Here is a 15,875-nt window from a genome sequence, read left to right as displayed (position 1 = left end):
AAAGCGCTGCCGGTACTCTGCAGGCGAGCCAGGCGACCAACCAGCTGCTCGCCCTCTCGATCAAGCAGCAGATGCAGGCCGAGACCCTGATGGCGGCCGAGGATCGCGCCCAGGCGCTGACCGGCGCCAACGACACCGAGGCCAAAGCCGAAGGCCGCGCCGCGTTCAAGAATTTCCTGGGTTCAAGCGTCGCCTACAGCCCGTGATGATCAACCGGCGATCAACCGAAGATCGACGGTCAGTGACGATCGACAGATCAGCGTTCTCGCCCCGGAGCAAAAATCCGATGACCAATCTCAACATCATCGACCAGTTCATGCAGGTGTTTATTCGTTACATCGATAGTGGCTTCGGATTGCTGAACGGCGACGTGGTTGCCCTCTCCTCGGTGCTGATCGGCATCGACATGACTCTGGCCGGGTTGTTCTGGGCGCTCGACCATGAGGGTGATGTGCTCGCCCGGCTGATCAGGAAGACGCTCTATATCGGCGCCTTCGCCTTCATCATTGGCAATTTTCAAGTTCTCTCCTCCATCGTCTTCAAGTCCTTCTCGACGCTCGGTCTCGATGCCACCAGGACCGGGCTCACCGCGGCCGATTTGCTGATGCCGGGACGGCTTGCGGGCGTCGGCTTTACCGCCGCCTGGCCGTTGTTGCAGCAGGCCGGGTCGCTGATCGGCGTCGTCACGGTCTTTACCCATTTCGTGACGATCGCCGTGCTCCTGCTCGCCTGGTTCGTGGTGATCCTGTCGTTCTTCGTTCTCGCCGTGCAGCTTTTCATCACCGTGCTGGAATTCAAGCTGACCACGCTCGCCGGTTTTGTGCTGGTTCCCTTCGCCCTGTGGAACAAGACCGTGTTCCTTGCCGAGCGCGTGCTCGGCAATGTCGTCTCCGCCGGCGTCAAAGTGATGGTGCTGGCGGTTATCGTCGGGATTGGCAGCACCGAGTTCAGCGCCTTCACCAGTGCTGCCCAGGGGCAGGAGCCAAACTTGGCCGGGGCGATGTCGCTGGTGCTGGCGTCGATCACCCTGTTCGGGCTTGGCATTTTTGGCCCCGCCATCGCCACCGGATTGGTCTCCGGCGCGCCGCAGCTCGGCGCGGGGGCGGCGATCGGCACTGCGGGCGCTGTCGCCGGTGCCGCGATGCTGACCGGCGGCGCGGCCCTCGGAGGTGCCCGCCTGCTCGGTGCTGCCGGGTCCGGCGGACTTGCCGCGATTCGTGCCGGCACCGCGATGGGATCGGCGGCCTCGGCCGCCTACGGGCTCGGCCAGACGAGTTCGGGTGCTGCCGGCATGGCGGGGGTCGCGGCGGGCCTCGGCGGCGTGGCACAGGCGGGTGGCGGCGCGATCATGCAGCGCGCGCGTTCGGTTGGCCAGCGCGCCGGCAATTCGCTTTCCGAAAGTGCCCAAGCCGGGAGGCAGGCGGCGTGGCGTGCCACCGGCGGCGGCCCGGCTTCTACCGCTTCGACACCTAACTCGGCGGGGGGTGCAGCAGCCAATAATTCGTGGAGTGGCAATGCTTCCGCACCGCCGGCCTGGGCGGAGCAAGCCAAGGTTTCAGCGATGCGTAGCATCGATGGAATGCGAGCGGAGGGGCGGCGTCTGCGAGCCGAGCAGCGCTCCCGCCATCACCGCCAGGCCACCGCCCAGGCGATCAAGGAGGGCGATCGTCCCGGTGCCGCGGCCAATCCCGACCTGAGCGACGGAGAGGCATGATCATGATGTTCAGGCGCACGCTGCAACGCTACGGCCGCACCCCGGAACCGGTTACTCCCTATCAGAAGGCGGCACAGATCTGGGACGAGCGGGTCGGATCCGCCCGCGTCCAGGCACGGAACTGGCGGCTTATGGCGTTCGGCTGCCTGTCGCTTGCGGCAGGGCTTGCCGGCGGGCTCCTCTGGCAATCGGCGCGAAGCCAGGTGACGCCCTATGTCGTCGAAGTCGACCGGCTCGGCGCGGTCAAAGCCGTCGGTCCGGCAGTCACGCCCTACAGACCGACCGACGCCCAGATCGCCTGGTTCCTCGCCCGGTTCATCACCGATGTCCGCTCGCTCTCGACCGATCCCGTGGTTGTGCGCCGGGACTGGCTCGACGCCTATGGGTTCATCACCGGCCACGCGGCATTGTTCCTCGACGACTACGCCCGGCGCAAGAACCCGTTCAAGGCGATCGGTCATCGCAGCGTCGCGGTCGACGTCACCAGCGTCGTCCGCGCCTCGGCGACCTCGTTCCAGGTGAAGTGGACCGAGCAAACCTATCGCCAGGGCGGCCTGGCGGCGACCACCCATTGGACCGCCATCCTGACCATCGTCCTCAAGTCGCCGCGCACCGCCGCAGTACTGCGCCGCAACCCGCTCGGGCTCTACGTCAAGGCAATCTCCTGGTCCCGCGAGTTCGTGCCCGGAGCCGGCCGGTGATCACAGCCCACGGCCAGTCCGATCAGCTCATGAGCGGCACCACACCCAGCCCCTGCACGGAGTCCAGCACCATGCAAAGCGTTCGTACCATCCGCAATACCCTCTTCCTGGTAGCCTCGGCACTGACCCTCGCGGCCTGCGCCGGCAAGATGCCGCCGCCCGCCATCCATTACGACAGCACCGACTTCAAACCAACCACCCTCGCACCCGATCCACCCAAGCCGGTGCGCATCGTCACCGTCGCTGAACCGCTGCCATTACCCGGCCAGCTGATGAAGCTGCCTGCGGCGCGCGGAGATACGGGGGCAAAGACAAGTGCCCACGAGGGCTCGCCAGCGGCACAGGTTTCTGCTGCCAACAACGCCGCACTGGTCGAACCCACCGTCCATGGCTACCTCAATGCGATCCAGGTCTATCCCTTCGTCAAAGGCGCACTCTACCGGCTCTATGCGGCACCCGACCGGGTGACCGATATCGCGCTCCAGCCTGGCGAAAAACTGATTTCTGTCGCCGCCGGGGATACCGTGCGCTGGGTCGTCGGCAATACCACCAGCGGGCAGGGGGCCAACAAACAGGTTCATATCCTGGTCAAGCCCACGGCGCCGGGCCTGAAGACCAACCTGGTGATCATGACCGATCGGCGCAGTTATCATCTGGAACTCCAAAGCACCGATCACACCGCGATGGCGGCGATTTCCTGGACCTATCCGGCGGATGAACTGTTTGCCCTTCGGCAGAAAAATCGGCAGGCCGAAGCCGCGGCACCGATCGCCAGGGGCGTTGCCCTCGCAAACCTGAATTTTCGGTACCGGATTTCCGGGGACGATCCGCCCTGGCGGCCGGTCCGCGCGTTCGATGACGGTAGCAAAGTCTATATCGAGTTTCCCCGGCGCATCGATCAGGGTGAAGCGCCACCGCTTTTCGTCGTCGGGCCGCACGGCAACGACCAGCTGGTCAATTATCGGATGCAGGACAATTACTACATCGTCGATCAGCTCTTCGCCGCCGCCGAACTGCGGCTCGGCACAAACCCCCAGCAGATCGTCCGCATCACCCGCACCAGAACCGGCGCCGCGGCGTCGCGCGTCCGGACGGGCTGGTAGGGCAGGGTGCCATGAGCGAGCCTGGGTCTCATTCCGCGCCACCGAAACTCGATCCCGAATCCCTGGTCCTCAAGGCATCGCCCCGGCGGGTGGTGCGGTTCAAACGCAATTTGCTGATCGGCCTCGCTGCGATCGGTTGCCTTGTGATCGCCGGTATCACCTGGATCGCGCTGAATGGCGCAAAATTTCATCCGAAGCTGGGAAGTGGATCAGAACTCTACAACGCGGAGCATCAACCGCTACCCGGAGGCTTGGCCGCGTTGCCCAGCACCTACGGCCAACTACCGAAGCCAAAGTCTAACGCAAAATCATTGCCGCGCCTGGGGCCGCCGTTGCCGGGCGATCTCGGGCCGCCGATCGTGCTGCGCGAGCGGTCCCTCGGGCTCAACCCGTCCGGTGGTCCGGGCAGCGAAGACCAGGCGGAACGGGCCGAGCAATTGCGTCTCGCCCAGCAGGCGCGGCGCGCCAGCGAGGCCGGCGTGTTCTTCCAGCTCACGACGCAGGTGGGTGCCGGCGCGGCTAACGTACCGCCTTCGGGTGGCGGGATGCCGGGTTCCAGTGCGGCAAAATTCGTCACGACCGACGGCGCGGCGACGGGCGGCGGCGCTCCCCCCGTCGGCCATCAAGCGGCGAATCGGCAAAACGATCGGGAGAAAAAACGTGAGTTTGTCGGCAGGCCTTCATCAGGCGGCATTTATGACGATCATCGGCTTCGCATGCCGATCTCGCCCGACGAGGTCATGGCGGGCACCGTGATTCCGGCAAGCCTGATCACCGGCCTGAATTCCGACCTGCCAGGCACGGTGATCGCCCAGGTGACCGAGAACGTCTACGACACCGTCACCGGCCGCATCCTGCTGATCCCGCAGGGCTCGCGCCTGATCGGCACCTACTCCAGTGTCGTGGCCTTCGGACAGAGCCGGGCCTTCGTCGTCTGGCAGCGCATCATCATGCCGAATGGCGTCTCGATCCGGATCGACAACCTGCCGGCGACCGACGCGGCCGGTTATACCGGGCTGAAAGATGGAGTCGATTACCATACCTGGACCCTGCTGAAGGGTGTCGCCCTCTCGACGCTGCTCGGTGTCGGCACCCAGGCCACCTTCGGCACTAGCCAGAGCAACCTTGTCCAGGCGATCAGCCAGTCGACCCAGGAGAGCACCAACCAGGCCGGCCAGCGCATTATCGAAAAGGATCTCAACATCCAACCGACCATCACGATCCGCCCCGGCTGGCCGCTGCGCGTGATCGTCGGCAAGGATCTTCTGCTCCGGCCCTACCGGGGATGACGAGACAGAAGCCCGAAGGATCTCCATGACCGAACTGAAACTCGCGAGACTGCCCGACCGGACACCGGTCAAGATCACCATCACCGTATCGCCGGAACTCAATCAGGCGCTCCGCCAATACGCCGAAATCTATCGTGCCACCTATGGCGAGGCGGAATCCGTCGCCGATCTGATCCCGTTCATGCTCGGCGCCTTCCTCGACAGTGACAAGGGTTTCGCCAAAGCGCGCAAGAGCATCACCGGCGAAATGTTCTCGGCGGAATCTGCTCCACGGACCGAGCGGCGTCGGAAGAGGACGGTGCCCGAGCCGTCGTCAATCTCAGCCTGAAAGCGAGGTATGCCATGTCCATGATCGGAATATTCACATCCGCTAAAGACGGCGGCTGGATCGGCAGTGTCCATACGCTGACCATCGATGCGAAGCTGCGCCTCGTGCCTAACGATAATCGCACTGGTGACAACGCGCCGGCATTCCGGGTGTTTGTCGGCAAATCCCTTGTTGGCGATGCCTGGGAAGCCCGATCCGGTGGTGAGAGCCCAAAGCATTACCTGCGCGTCAAGCTCGACGACCCAAGCCTGAACGAACCGATCACCGCCGCCCTGTTCCCGTCGGAGGACGGCGGGACGGCCCAGCTCGTCTGGAACCGGCGGCTTTTTTCCGACCGACGGGCACCCAAAGTAGGGCTGTCACCATGAAGCTGGAAATTGCCAGGTCAAGTCGGACGACGACGGAGCCTTCCGTCTCCAATGGAGGCAACTATGGCGGATAGTGAATTTCTGACCGCTGAAGAAGTCTCGGAGCGTTATCGCGGCGCCATCTCAGTGGGGACATTGCGGAATTGGCGAGCAATGCGAATTGGGCCGCCCTTTATCAAGTTAGGCAAGGCGGTCTTATACCGCATTAGCGAACTCGATGCCTGGGATAAAACGAATACCGTGGGCTGCCGTGCATCGCGACGATTTATGACCAATGAGCAGAGTAAGCAGGGTGATACCTGAAATACGTTTGCTGGTTCCGTATCTGATGGACGGGCATTTCGTCCCTTTGCAAATGGTTGCCGGGGGAACGTCCAGTGGTCACAGTCTGGCCATTGGTTGGGCGGCTTCGTCCGCGGCGGCATGGATAATCGCCGTGACTTTTTCGCATGCCGCGTAGGGACGCCTTTTGTTCAGCATCGCCTGGACGAACGTATTCCACTTCGCCATCGCGGCTCGTTTCTCACGCATGTAGTTCCAGCGATCGTAGCTTTTCGAGCTGACATCCTGGAGCGTGTGGTTTTGCAACCGATCGCGAATTTCCTTCGACAAACCAGCCTGGCCTGCCAGCGTCTTCCAGGTTCTGCGCAAATCCCGGTTGGTCACCACCGGGATCACCGCGCGTTCGCGCTGACGCCACATGAACGAGTAGAGCGTGCCATGGCTGACGGGCTTGGTCGGGTTGGTGGCGGAAGGGAAGAACCAGCCATGCGCGTTGGGCTTGATCGCCTCGATCAGTTCGACCGCGACCTCGGGGACGGGAATGGCATGCGGCTTGCCGTTCTTGGTCTTCGACCAGTCGATGATCCGCTCCTTGGCGTCCCATTGGTCGACATGCAGGCGGGCGATTTCCTCGACCCGCTGCCCCGTGAGCATGAGAATGCGCACGGCCCGCGTGTAGGGCGGGTGAACCGTCGTGTCGGGGCATTCGAGCCAGCAGTAGAGGCGTAGGAATTCTTCTTCATCAAGCCACCGCGTTCCGACGTTCCTGGGCTCCGTCGGGATGCCGGCTGCTGGATTATAGGCGAGGTGGAAACGCCGCTGCGACGACCTACGGTAGTCGTGCTCCGATTTCAGGCCCCAGCTATACGCGGACCGGATGTAGCTGCGGACGTGATCCGCCATCGAACGCCTGCCGCGATCGTAGATCGGCCGAATGAGGTCGGTGATCTCGTCGGGCTCGATGTCCCGAGCGGCGCGGTTGCGGCCGAGCGTACCAGCGATCTTGCTGAGACCTTTCTCGGCTTCCTTCCAGGACGACTTTCCCGACGCTTTCAAGTAAGCCACGTAGGCTTCGAACAGATCGGCCACGGTGCCCGGGCGCGTGTCGCCGGCGATCTTGATGCTGCGCCCCTTCTGGATAAGGTCGGCGAAATCGCGGGTGAACACCTCGCGCGCGTTGCTGAGCGACATCGACGGGTACGAGCCGAGCTTTTTCTTGAGACGCTTCTGATCGCGCCACTGCTGCGCCATCCAGTCCGCCGTGACGCGAGTCGGCATGGGCTTCATGGCCAGGACCAGCCGCCCGGTGCCGTGCCCCTCGCCATCGACCAGGCTCAGCTGCTTGCCGGTCTGCTCCACCTGCTTCAGAGCGCGGCGTATCTCTCCATCGGTAAGGCTCGGCAAGCGGGCTCTCCCATCGGCTCTCAAGTGGGCCGCCAGACGCCCAGCTGGGGTCGGCGACTGGGGTCAAAACGGCGGATGATCCCCTCGAAACCAACCCCAACATGCCATAGTATCCTGCTCTCGGCAACTCAATATATCAAATGATTCAACGGTAAACAGCGTGATTGAGGGTGATCGAACCATGGCAAGTGGGGTGGTTGTGCACCAGGATGATCGCTGTGGCATGGTGATCGAGCGCGCGCTTGAGCAGTTCGCGCGGATAGACCGGCGTGTGGTTGATCGTGCCCTGCGATTGCACCTCGTCAGCGATCAGCCGGTTGCGGTGGTCGAGGAACAACACGCGCGCCTGCTCCACCCGTTCGCGCGCAAGCACGGCGGTCAGGTATTCGATCAGCCGGTCCCAATGGTTCAGGATCGGCCGGTAGATCACCTCGGCGCGGACCAGGCGGAGCGCGGCGGCCTGGACGATTTTCAGCGCGGCGGCGCCGGCTTCACCCAACCCCTCGACGGCGAGCAGTTCGGCGATCGGGGCGGCGATCGCCTGGGCGTAGGAGCCGAATTTGGTCACCAGGGCACGAGCGATCGGCTTGGTGTCCCGCCGGGGCAAAGCGAGGAACAGCATCATTTCCAGCACTTCATGATCGGCCAGGGAGTCCGGCCCGGCCTTCAGCAGCCGCGCGCGAAGGCGCGAACGATGGCCGGCGGCGCCATGCACTTCCGGCGTATCGATTTCGTCCGCCGCCGGAGACAACAGCAATTCATCGGATGAAGACTTTGTCGTGTATAGACGTTTTGACACACGTCTAGATTGTCATAGCCCGTAGGCTTTGGGAAGCAGGTCAGGCGGGTTTGGCCTCGTTCGCGCCGAGAGTAAATATTTCGCAGCCGGTCTCGGTGATGCCGACCATGTGTTCGAACTGGGCGGACAGGCTGCGATCGCGGGTCACCGCGGTCCAGCCGTCGTCGAGGATTTTCACCTCGGGGCGGCCGGCGTTCACCATCGGCTCGATGGTGAAGAACATGCCGGGCTTGAGCAGCGGTCCGTCGCCAGGGCGGCCGAAATGCAGCACGTTGGGCGGTTCGTGGAAACGCCGCCCGATGCCGTGGCCGCAGAAATCGCGCACCACGGAGAAACGCTGGCTTTCCACATAGACCTGGATCGCATGGCCGATATCGCCGAAATGTGCCCCTGGTTTCGCCGCGGCGATGCCGCGCATCAGCGATTGGTAGGTGACATCGATCAGCCGCCGCGCCTTGGTCGAGGCCGTGCCGGCGACATACATGCGGCTGGAATCGCCATGCCAGCCATTGAGAATGACGGTGATATCGATATTGAGCACGTCGCCGTCCATCAACGCGCGGGCGCCGGGAATGCCGTGGCAGACGACGTGGTTGATGGAAATACAGGTCGATTTCGGAAAGCCGCGATAATTCAGCGGGGCGGGGATTGCGCCGCGCGCGATGATATAGTCATGACAGATCGCGTCGATCTCGCCGGTGGTGATGCCGGAGCGGACATGCGCACCAATCATGTCGAGCACGTCGGCCGCCAGCGCGCCCGCCGCACGCATCGGTGCGAAATCCGCTTTGGTGTGAATGGTGATGTGGCGCTGTTCCGTGCCGCCGTCCATTACGGATGCTCCACGGCGGCCGGGCCTGTTCGTAGAATCGACATGCTCGCTACATGACCTCCGCCGGGCGCGATGGCAAGATCGCCAGATGCCGCGCGATCGCAAGCCCAATGAACAGCATCAGCGCGATCATCGCGACCACGCCACCCCAGCCGGTGTGGCTCCAGGCGATGCCGCCGATTGAGCCCATCACGCTGGAGCCGAGGTAATAGAGGAACAGATAGAGTGCGGCGGCCTGGGCGCGCGTGCCGCGCGCCTGCGATCCCACCCAGGAACTCGCCACCGAATGGCTGGCGAAGAAACCGAAGGTGACCAGCGCGATCCCGAGCACGATGACCGGCAGCGATGACGACAGGGTGAGCAGCGCGCCCAGTAATTCGATGCCGATTCCCGCCGGCAGCACACGGGCACGGCCAAGCCTTCCTGCGAGATCGCCCATCCAGGCCGAACTCGCGACACCGACCAGATAAACCGAGAAGATCAGCCCCACCGATGTCTGGGATAAACCGAAGGGCGGACCCATCAGCCGGAAGGTGATGTAGTTATAGACGGTGACGAAAGCTCCCATGATCAGGAACGCCTCGGCGAACAGCAGGCGCAGCGCCGGGTCGGCGAGATGGGCAAGATAGGTTCGGGCGAGCCCGCCAAGCACGAGCGGGCGGCGGGTGAAATGCCGCGACGGCGGCAGGCGCGCGGCGAATATCAGTCCCGACGCAAGGCCGATGGCGCCGATCGCGACGGTCGCCCAGCGCCAGCCGACGGCATCGGCCAGAATTCCGGTCATCAGCCGCCCCGCCATGCCGCCGAAGCCGCTGCCGCCGACATAGAGTCCCATGGCGAGCCCCATTGATCCTGGATGCATTTCCTCGGCGAGATAGGCCATGGCAACCGCCGGCAGGCCGGACAGCACGAGGCCGATCGCCGCACGAAACGCGAGAAACAGGCCCCAATGCGGGATGGCGGCGGATGCGATGGTCAGCAGCGCCGCGCCGATGATCGACCCCGCCATGATGCGCTTGCGGCCCCAGGCTTCCGACAGCGCGCTGGCGACCAGAAGTGCTGCGGCCAGGGTGAAGGTGGTCAGCGACAGCGCGAGGCTGGCACCGATCGGGCTTACCCGGAAGTCCCGCGCGAACACCGGAAGAAGCGGCTGTACGCAATACATCAGCGCGAAGGTCGCGAAGCCGGCGGCGAACATCGCGAGGTTGACCCGGCGGAAGGCTGGACTGTTGCGATGGATGAAATCGACGGGCGGGGCGTCGGTCATCCGGGATCAATGGCAGGTCCGATGGCCTATGTTCCAGGTTGGTCGGCGCACATCAGACGATCATGCCGCGCGTGGCTATTTCTGCGCCCAGGGCAGCCCGTCATGCTTCCAGCCGGCGACATGGCCGCGATGGCCGCGCTGGTCGTGCGGGCCCTCGAACCCATCCTTGATGTTGTAGACATGCTTGAACCCGGCCTCTTTCGCGGCGCGCGCGGCAGCCAGGCTGCGTCCGCCGGTGCGGCACATGAAATAGATGTGGTGATTCGGCCCGATCCCCGCCTGTTGCAACTGGTCGAGGAATTGCGGGTTCGGCTGCATGGTCGGAAACACCTGCCACTGGATCGGTACCGTCTGTTTGCCCGCCTGCGACAGATCGGGCATGCCGACGAAATTCCACTCCGCCGTGGTCCGCACGTCGCAGAGCACCGCGTCGGGATTGCTCATCAGGGCTTCCCAGACCTGTTTCGGCGCTACATCTTCGACCATATCGTCCTCCATCACCGGGATCGCTATCCCATTGACAGAGGTTGGCCGAGACAGGCGCGTGATGCAAGACAGGATCAACAACGAGGGGATGCGCGTGACCGCACTTCAATCCACCACGATCGCGGACGGCCTGATCGGCGCGATCGGCCATACGCCGCTGATCCGCTTGCGGCGCGCCTCCGAGGCGACCGGCTGCACCATTCTGGGCAAGGCGGAGTTCATGAACCCCGGCGGGTCGGTGAAGGATCGCGCCGCACTCGCCATCATCGAGGATGCCGAGGCGCGCGGCCTGCTCAAGCCGGGCGGGACGATCGTCGAGGGCACGGCGGGCAATACCGGCATCGGCCTTACGCTGGTCGCCAATGCACGCGGTTATCACTGCGTGATCGTCATGCCGGACACCCAGAGCCGCGAGAAAATCGACTTCCTGCGGATGATCGGCGCCGATCTGCGCCTGGTGCCGGCGAAACCCTATCGCGATCCGGGCAATTACGTGCATGTGTCACGGCGGATCGCCGAGGAGACCGGCGGGTTCTGGGCCAATCAGTTCGACAATGTCGCCAATCGGGAAGGGCATCGCCTGACCACCGGGGCGGAAATCTGGTCCCAGACCGGAGGGCATGTGGATGCGTTCACCTGTTCCTGTGGCACCGGCGGCACGCTGGCCGGAGTGGCAATGGCGCTGAAGTCGCACAAGCCGGACGTGCGGATTGTGCTGGCGGACCCCGAGGGCAGCGGACTTTACGGTTGGATCAAGTCGGGCGATCTCACGCCGAACGGCTCGTCAATCACCGAGGGGATCGGCCAGTCGCGCGTCACCGCCAATCTTGACGGCGCGCCGATCGACGATGCGGTGCGAATCGCCGACGCCGAGGCGGTGGAACAGGTATTCGACCTGATGACCCACGAAGGGCTCTCGGTCGGCGGTTCGACAGGCATCAATGTAGCGGCGGCGCTCCGGGTGGCGCGCGATCTCGGGCCTGGACATACCGTGGTCACGATCCTGTGCGACGGCGCCTCGCGCTATCAGTCGAAACTGTTCAATCCTGAATTCCTGAAGGGCAAGAGCCTGCCGGTGCCGCCCTGGCTGGACGAACGGTAGGTTATTGGACGGGTTGTCCGGCCTGATCGCGGTGACCATATCTGGCCCTGCGCGTGCGCGATGGGGTGGATCATGCTGGTGACGTTGGGTGTTCGCTATTTGCTGGTGGTGCTGTTCTTCCCGTTCAGCGCGCTCGACAAACTGCTGAATTTCCGGGGTGCGGTCGGGCAGGCGCAGGAATTGTTCACCGTCCCGATCCTTGCCGTTTTTTCGATTCTGACGGGATTGTTCATCGAGATCGTGATGTCGATCGGAATACTGACAGGCACGGCGGATCGGTTCGCCGCCCTGATCCTCGCACTGTACTGTATGGCGACCGCGGTGCTGTTCAAGCGCTTCTGGGCGCCGGGCGATTTCTGGCGCGCGGGCGAAAGCAAGGGGCGCGATCTGTTCTGGGATTTCCTGAAGAATTTTTCCCTGGCCGGCGGGTTCCTGCTGATCACCTTCGGCACCACGGTTCACGGGCTCGATGTGTTCCTCGCGCACCCGTTCGGCTCGACCCATCCTTATGCGGGAAGCTAGAAATATGTCCGACGAAACACCGAAAATTCCATACTGGTATCTCTGGACCGACGAACACGGTGTCAGCCACCAGAAACGCTGCGTGCTGACCGATTTCGAGATGAAGGCGATGGGTCCGGGTGCCGCGCCGCAATGGCAGGGCAGCAAGACCCATGGCGGCATGGCCGTGATGGTGACCATCCAACCGGTCGGCTGGGTAGGGGAATGGCACGAAAACCCGCGCCCGCAATGGATCATTCCGCTGTCCGGGCGCTGGTTCGTCGAATCGATGGACGGCACGCGCGTGGAAATGGGGCCAGGCGAAATCTCGTTCGGCGAGGATCAGAACACGCGGAAACTGGATGGCCGAACCGGGCATCGATCGGGGACGATCGGTGATGAACCCGCCGTGCTGATGGTGGTGCAGTTCGACGCGCCGCCCACGATCGGGCAACCCTGCCGGTTCGCATGAACGATTTTGTCGTCATCGATCAGCGGTTTTTGCGCTATATCCTTGATAACGCTGAGTTGGAGAAACTGGCGAGCGGTTTTCGCTGGATCGAGGGACCGGTCTGGATGGGCGATGCGAATTGCCTGTTGTTCCAGGATCTGCCGCGCAACCGCACGATGCGCTGGAGCGAGGACCATGGCCTATCGGTCTATCGCGCGCCGTCTGACTACGCGAACGGGCAGACGCGCGACCGCGAAGGGCGGCTGATCGCTTGTTCGCATCGAGGGCGCTGCCTCTATCGCACCGAACACGACGGCCGGCTGACAAAACTGGTCAGCCACCACGAGGGAAAACGGTTGAACGCGCCGAACGACGTGGTGGTGAAATCCGACGGTGGCATCTGGTTCTCCGATCCCTTGTACGGGCTGATGACCGACTATGAGGGCGGACGGCAGACTTCCGAGCAGCCGCCCGCACTCTATCGGTTCGACCCCGCGAGCGGCGAGATCGCTGTGGCGGCGGATGATTTCGACGGGCCGAACGGATTGGCGTTTTCGCCGGATGAAAAGCGCCTTTACGTAGCCGAAACCGGGGACCAGAGCAAGTCAAACCCGCGCCAGTATATCCGCGTGTTCGATGTCGGCGCGGATGGCAAGTCGCTGCATGGCGGCGGCATATTTCATAAAATCGAACCCGGCTATGCGGACGGGTTCCGCGTCGATGAGGATGGCAATGTGTGGAGCAGCGCCGCCGATGGCGTGCATTGCATCGCCCCTGACGGCACACTGCTTGGAAAGATTCTGGTGCCGTATCGGGTTTCCAATGTTACCTTCGGCGAACTGCACAAGAACCGTCTGTTTATCGGCGGTTCTCACACGCTCTATGCGATTTTCCTGAACACCCGCGGCGCGCAGATGCCATGATAGCCGGTATCGTGCTGATGGCACGCAATCCTGAGGCGCTTGCGGATTTCTATTGCCAGGCTCTGAGGTTTGACCGGATCGATGTTGGCACGCTTGGTCTGGGCGCGCAGCGTGTTCATCTCGTTGCGGCATCCGGTGCCGGTTATCCGCAACCGCGTGCCAGCAACGATCCGTGGTTTCAGCACATCGCCATTGTCGTGACCGATATTCGGACGGCGTATCGCCGCGCGCTCGATCATGGAGCGACGCCCATTTCGATCGATGGCCCTCGGCACTTGCCAAAGTCGTCGGGCGGCGTCACCGCCTGGAAGTTTCGTGATCCCGAGGGGCATCCGCTGGAATTGCTCGCGTTTTCACTTGAGACTTGCCCGGATTATTGGCGCGATCGCAGAGACGATGGCCTGTGCATCGGCATCGATCATTCGGCGATCGTGGTGGCCGATACCGCACGGAGCATCGCGTTTTATGCCGGGTTCGGATTCCAGGCGACGGCACATTCAACTAATCGCGGTGCCGAACAGGCCGCACTCGACGGATTGGCCGACCCACTCGTCGCCGTCACCGCGCTGACTTTGCCAGACCGCGATCCGCCGCATCTCGAATTGCTCGAATATTGCGCGCCATTGACCACCCGGCCACGCAATCCATGGGAGATCGACGACGTCGCGGCAACGCGCCTCATGTTAGTAGATGGGGAGTCCGTGTTGCTGCGCGATCCCGACGGACATTTTATCCAAGCCGTTCCTTGATCCGATCGGCGACGCGCAGTGCGTTGGCGATGATGGTGAGCGTCGGGTTTACCGCGCCGATCGAGGGAAAAAAGCTTGCGTCGGCCAGATAGAGATTGTTAATTTCGTGGGTCCTGCAATCACTATCGAGCACCGATTGCGCGGGATCAGCGCCGAAGCGCGCGGTGCCGGCCTGATGCGCGGTGCCGCCAATCGGGATGTTTTTGCCGAGATAGAGTGAGCGTTCAAGTAAAGCGAGATGCGGCCCGGCGGTGCGCATCGCAATCTCCAGCTTGTGCTTGAGCCGGTGATGCGCCTCCATGTTGTTCGGCTCCAGATCAAGGAACACGCGGCCGTCGCGATGCAGCGTGATGCGGTTTTCTGGGCGCGGCAGATCCTCGCCCGACAGCCAGAAATCCATCGAATGCCGCGCCATCGCCTCGAACGGCATGTCGGGCATGAACTGCAACCAGGATGGTAGGGACTCGCCGCGGATCTGATCGGCGTGCGAGGTCGCGCACATTTGAATCAAGCCGAGCGGAAACTCCCAGTCATCGGCGCCGAAGTAATAATCGCTCACCGCCAGGGTTTTTTGAAACACCGTGTCGTTCGGCTCGCGCAGCACCGCCATCAGGACCGACTGGTTGTGGCGCATATAGTTGCGGCCGAGCTGATCCGAACCATTGGCGAGGCCGTTCGGATGCGCATCGTTCGCCGAACGCAACAGCAGCAGTGCTGAACTCAGTGCGCCGCACGCCGCCACGATGATATCCGCCGAATAGCGTTCGTGCGCGCCTTCGCGCTTCACGTTGACGGCGGATATCGTGCGCCCCCGCGCATCGGTTTCCAGGGTTTCGGCATAGGCGTTCGTCAATAACGTGACGTTATTATGAAGCCACAACATCGGGTCGATGCAGGAAATCTGTGCATCGGCCTTGCCATTCAGAAGACAGGGAAACCCATCGAACGCATCACAGCGGATGCAGATGCTGGTGGGGGTGGGTTTGCCGTCCTTCTCATCGAGCAAAATTCCGAGCGGCAGATGGAACGGGTGCAGTCCATCGTGTCGGAAGCTTGCCGCAAGCTCCTCGATGCGCGGCTCGTGGCTCACTGGCTGGTGCGGAAATTCCCCGCTCGCCCAAGGCTCGTTCGGGTCTTCGCCGCGCTGGCCGTGGACGTGAAACAGCCGCTCGGCCTCGGCATAATAGGGCTCGAACACGTCGTATTTCACCGGCCATTCCGGTGAAACGCCATCCTTGTGGAGGAGGGTTTCAAAATCCCGTTCGCGCAGGCGGAACAACGCTGCGCCATAGACCTTGGAATTGCCGCCGACAAAATAGTGCAGACCGGGCTGGAAGCTGTCGCCCTTGTGGTTGAACCAGGTTTCCTTGGTCTGATACGCGCCATCGACGAAGACCGTCTGCGAATCCCAGTTTTTCTGGCTGCGCGGCAGATAATCGCCGCGTTCGAGGATCAGGATGCGCTTGCCGGTGGGCGCCAGGCGCTGTGCGAGCGATGCTCCGCCCGGCCCCGAGCCGATGACGATGACATCGTAATGATCCTGCTCCATGATTGCTCCCGGCGTTGTGACACCACC

Annotated in this window: 18 protein-coding genes and 1 pseudogene; 13 read left to right on the top strand and 6 right to left on the bottom strand. The window is 63.1% G+C overall.

From position 1 onward, the window contains the following. The 8 genes and pseudogenes from AiwAL_RS15390 to AiwAL_RS15355 all read left to right on the top strand — a co-directional run. A pseudogene (locus tag AiwAL_RS15390) lies at nucleotides 1-206 on the top strand (P-type conjugative transfer protein TrbJ); the annotation flags it as partial. Between the two features lie 80 nt (nucleotides 207-286). After that, nucleotides 287-1,714: a P-type conjugative transfer protein TrbL gene (trbL, locus tag AiwAL_RS15385; protein WP_262313006.1), complete on the top strand. Its 1,428-nt coding sequence runs from the start codon at nucleotides 287-289 to the stop codon at nucleotides 1,712-1,714. A gap of 5 nt (nucleotides 1,715-1,719) precedes the next feature. Further along, nucleotides 1,720-2,415, top strand: a complete 696-nt coding sequence (gene trbF, locus AiwAL_RS15380) for a conjugal transfer protein TrbF (protein WP_262313009.1) — start codon at nucleotides 1,720-1,722, stop codon at nucleotides 2,413-2,415. Between the two features lie 71 nt (nucleotides 2,416-2,486). Further along, nucleotides 2,487-3,518 carry a P-type conjugative transfer protein TrbG gene (trbG, locus tag AiwAL_RS15375; RefSeq protein WP_262313008.1) on the top strand — a complete coding sequence of 344 codons (1,032 nt, stop codon included), beginning with the start codon at nucleotides 2,487-2,489 and terminating at the stop codon, nucleotides 3,516-3,518. Between the two features lie 11 nt (nucleotides 3,519-3,529). Beyond that, complete coding sequence (locus tag AiwAL_RS15370) at nucleotides 3,530-4,807, top strand: TrbI/VirB10 family protein (protein ID WP_262313005.1); 1,278 nt, start codon at nucleotides 3,530-3,532, stop codon at nucleotides 4,805-4,807. A 25-nt stretch (nucleotides 4,808-4,832) separates the two neighbouring features. Further along, nucleotides 4,833-5,135: a DUF2274 domain-containing protein gene (locus AiwAL_RS15365; protein ID WP_262313004.1), complete on the top strand. Its 303-nt coding sequence runs from the start codon at nucleotides 4,833-4,835 to the stop codon at nucleotides 5,133-5,135. A gap of 14 nt (nucleotides 5,136-5,149) precedes the next feature. After that, on the top strand, nucleotides 5,150-5,503 hold the full coding sequence (locus AiwAL_RS15360; protein ID WP_262313003.1) for a DUF736 family protein: 354 nt from the start codon (nucleotides 5,150-5,152) through the stop codon (nucleotides 5,501-5,503). Nucleotides 5,504-5,566: 63 nt separating this feature from the next. Further along, on the top strand, nucleotides 5,567-5,806 hold the full coding sequence (locus AiwAL_RS15355; RefSeq protein WP_262313002.1) for an AlpA family transcriptional regulator: 240 nt from the start codon (nucleotides 5,567-5,569) through the stop codon (nucleotides 5,804-5,806). A 78-nt stretch (nucleotides 5,807-5,884) separates the two neighbouring features. On the opposite strand, the gene AiwAL_RS15350 is transcribed toward AiwAL_RS15355, so the two are convergent. From AiwAL_RS15350 to AiwAL_RS15330, 5 genes are all read right to left on the bottom strand, one after another. Further along, complete coding sequence (locus tag AiwAL_RS15350; protein ID WP_262313001.1) at nucleotides 5,885-7,189, bottom strand: site-specific integrase; 1,305 nt, start codon at nucleotides 7,187-7,189, stop codon at nucleotides 5,885-5,887. A gap of 145 nt (nucleotides 7,190-7,334) precedes the next feature. Continuing rightward, nucleotides 7,335-7,940, bottom strand: coding sequence for a DNA repair protein RadC (locus AiwAL_RS15345; RefSeq protein ID WP_316044788.1), 606 nt, complete (start codon nucleotides 7,938-7,940; stop codon nucleotides 7,335-7,337). A gap of 88 nt (nucleotides 7,941-8,028) precedes the next feature. Then, on the bottom strand, nucleotides 8,029-8,820 hold the full coding sequence (map, locus tag AiwAL_RS15340) for a type I methionyl aminopeptidase (protein WP_235705202.1): 792 nt from the start codon (nucleotides 8,818-8,820) through the stop codon (nucleotides 8,029-8,031). Between the two features lie 49 nt (nucleotides 8,821-8,869). Further along, complete coding sequence (locus AiwAL_RS15335) at nucleotides 8,870-10,087, bottom strand: MFS transporter (protein ID WP_235705201.1); 1,218 nt, start codon at nucleotides 10,085-10,087, stop codon at nucleotides 8,870-8,872. Between the two features lie 75 nt (nucleotides 10,088-10,162). Next, nucleotides 10,163-10,573, bottom strand: a complete 411-nt coding sequence (locus AiwAL_RS15330; protein ID WP_235705200.1) for a rhodanese-like domain-containing protein — start codon at nucleotides 10,571-10,573, stop codon at nucleotides 10,163-10,165. Between the two features lie 94 nt (nucleotides 10,574-10,667). Between AiwAL_RS15330 and AiwAL_RS15325 the strand changes: the two genes are divergently transcribed. From AiwAL_RS15325 to AiwAL_RS15305, 5 genes are all read left to right on the top strand, one after another. Beyond that, entirely contained in the window at nucleotides 10,668-11,675 is a 1,008-nt protein-coding gene (locus AiwAL_RS15325) for a cysteine synthase A (protein ID WP_408851761.1), read from the top strand. Between the two features lie 72 nt (nucleotides 11,676-11,747). After that, on the top strand, nucleotides 11,748-12,197 hold the full coding sequence (locus AiwAL_RS15320) for a DoxX family membrane protein (protein ID WP_235705199.1): 450 nt from the start codon (nucleotides 11,748-11,750) through the stop codon (nucleotides 12,195-12,197). Between the two features lie 4 nt (nucleotides 12,198-12,201). After that, nucleotides 12,202-12,648, top strand: a complete 447-nt coding sequence (locus tag AiwAL_RS15315; RefSeq protein ID WP_235705198.1) for a cupin domain-containing protein — start codon at nucleotides 12,202-12,204, stop codon at nucleotides 12,646-12,648. Then, nucleotides 12,645-13,550 carry an SMP-30/gluconolactonase/LRE family protein gene (locus AiwAL_RS15310; protein ID WP_235705197.1) on the top strand — a complete coding sequence of 302 codons (906 nt, stop codon included), beginning with the start codon at nucleotides 12,645-12,647 and terminating at the stop codon, nucleotides 13,548-13,550. The genes AiwAL_RS15315 and AiwAL_RS15310 overlap by 4 nt, the downstream gene beginning before the upstream one ends. 17 nt (nucleotides 13,551-13,567) lie before the next feature. Continuing rightward, nucleotides 13,568-14,299 carry a VOC family protein gene (locus AiwAL_RS15305; protein ID WP_262313000.1) on the top strand — a complete coding sequence of 244 codons (732 nt, stop codon included), beginning with the start codon at nucleotides 13,568-13,570 and terminating at the stop codon, nucleotides 14,297-14,299. Here the strand turns inward: AiwAL_RS15305 and AiwAL_RS15300 are convergent. Next, nucleotides 14,280-15,848 carry a GMC oxidoreductase gene (locus AiwAL_RS15300; RefSeq protein WP_235705195.1) on the bottom strand — a complete coding sequence of 523 codons (1,569 nt, stop codon included), beginning with the start codon at nucleotides 15,846-15,848 and terminating at the stop codon, nucleotides 14,280-14,282. The two genes, AiwAL_RS15305 and AiwAL_RS15300, sit on opposite strands and share 20 nt — an antisense overlap. Between the last annotated feature and the right edge of the window lie 27 nt (nucleotides 15,849-15,875).

The organism is Acidiphilium sp. AL, from assembly GCF_025499445.1.
Taxonomy (GTDB): Bacteria; Pseudomonadota; Alphaproteobacteria; order Acetobacterales; family Acetobacteraceae; genus Acidiphilium; species Acidiphilium iwatense.
The sequence above is the reverse complement of the archived record's forward strand: the minus strand, read 5'-3'. Positions and strand labels throughout refer to the sequence as shown.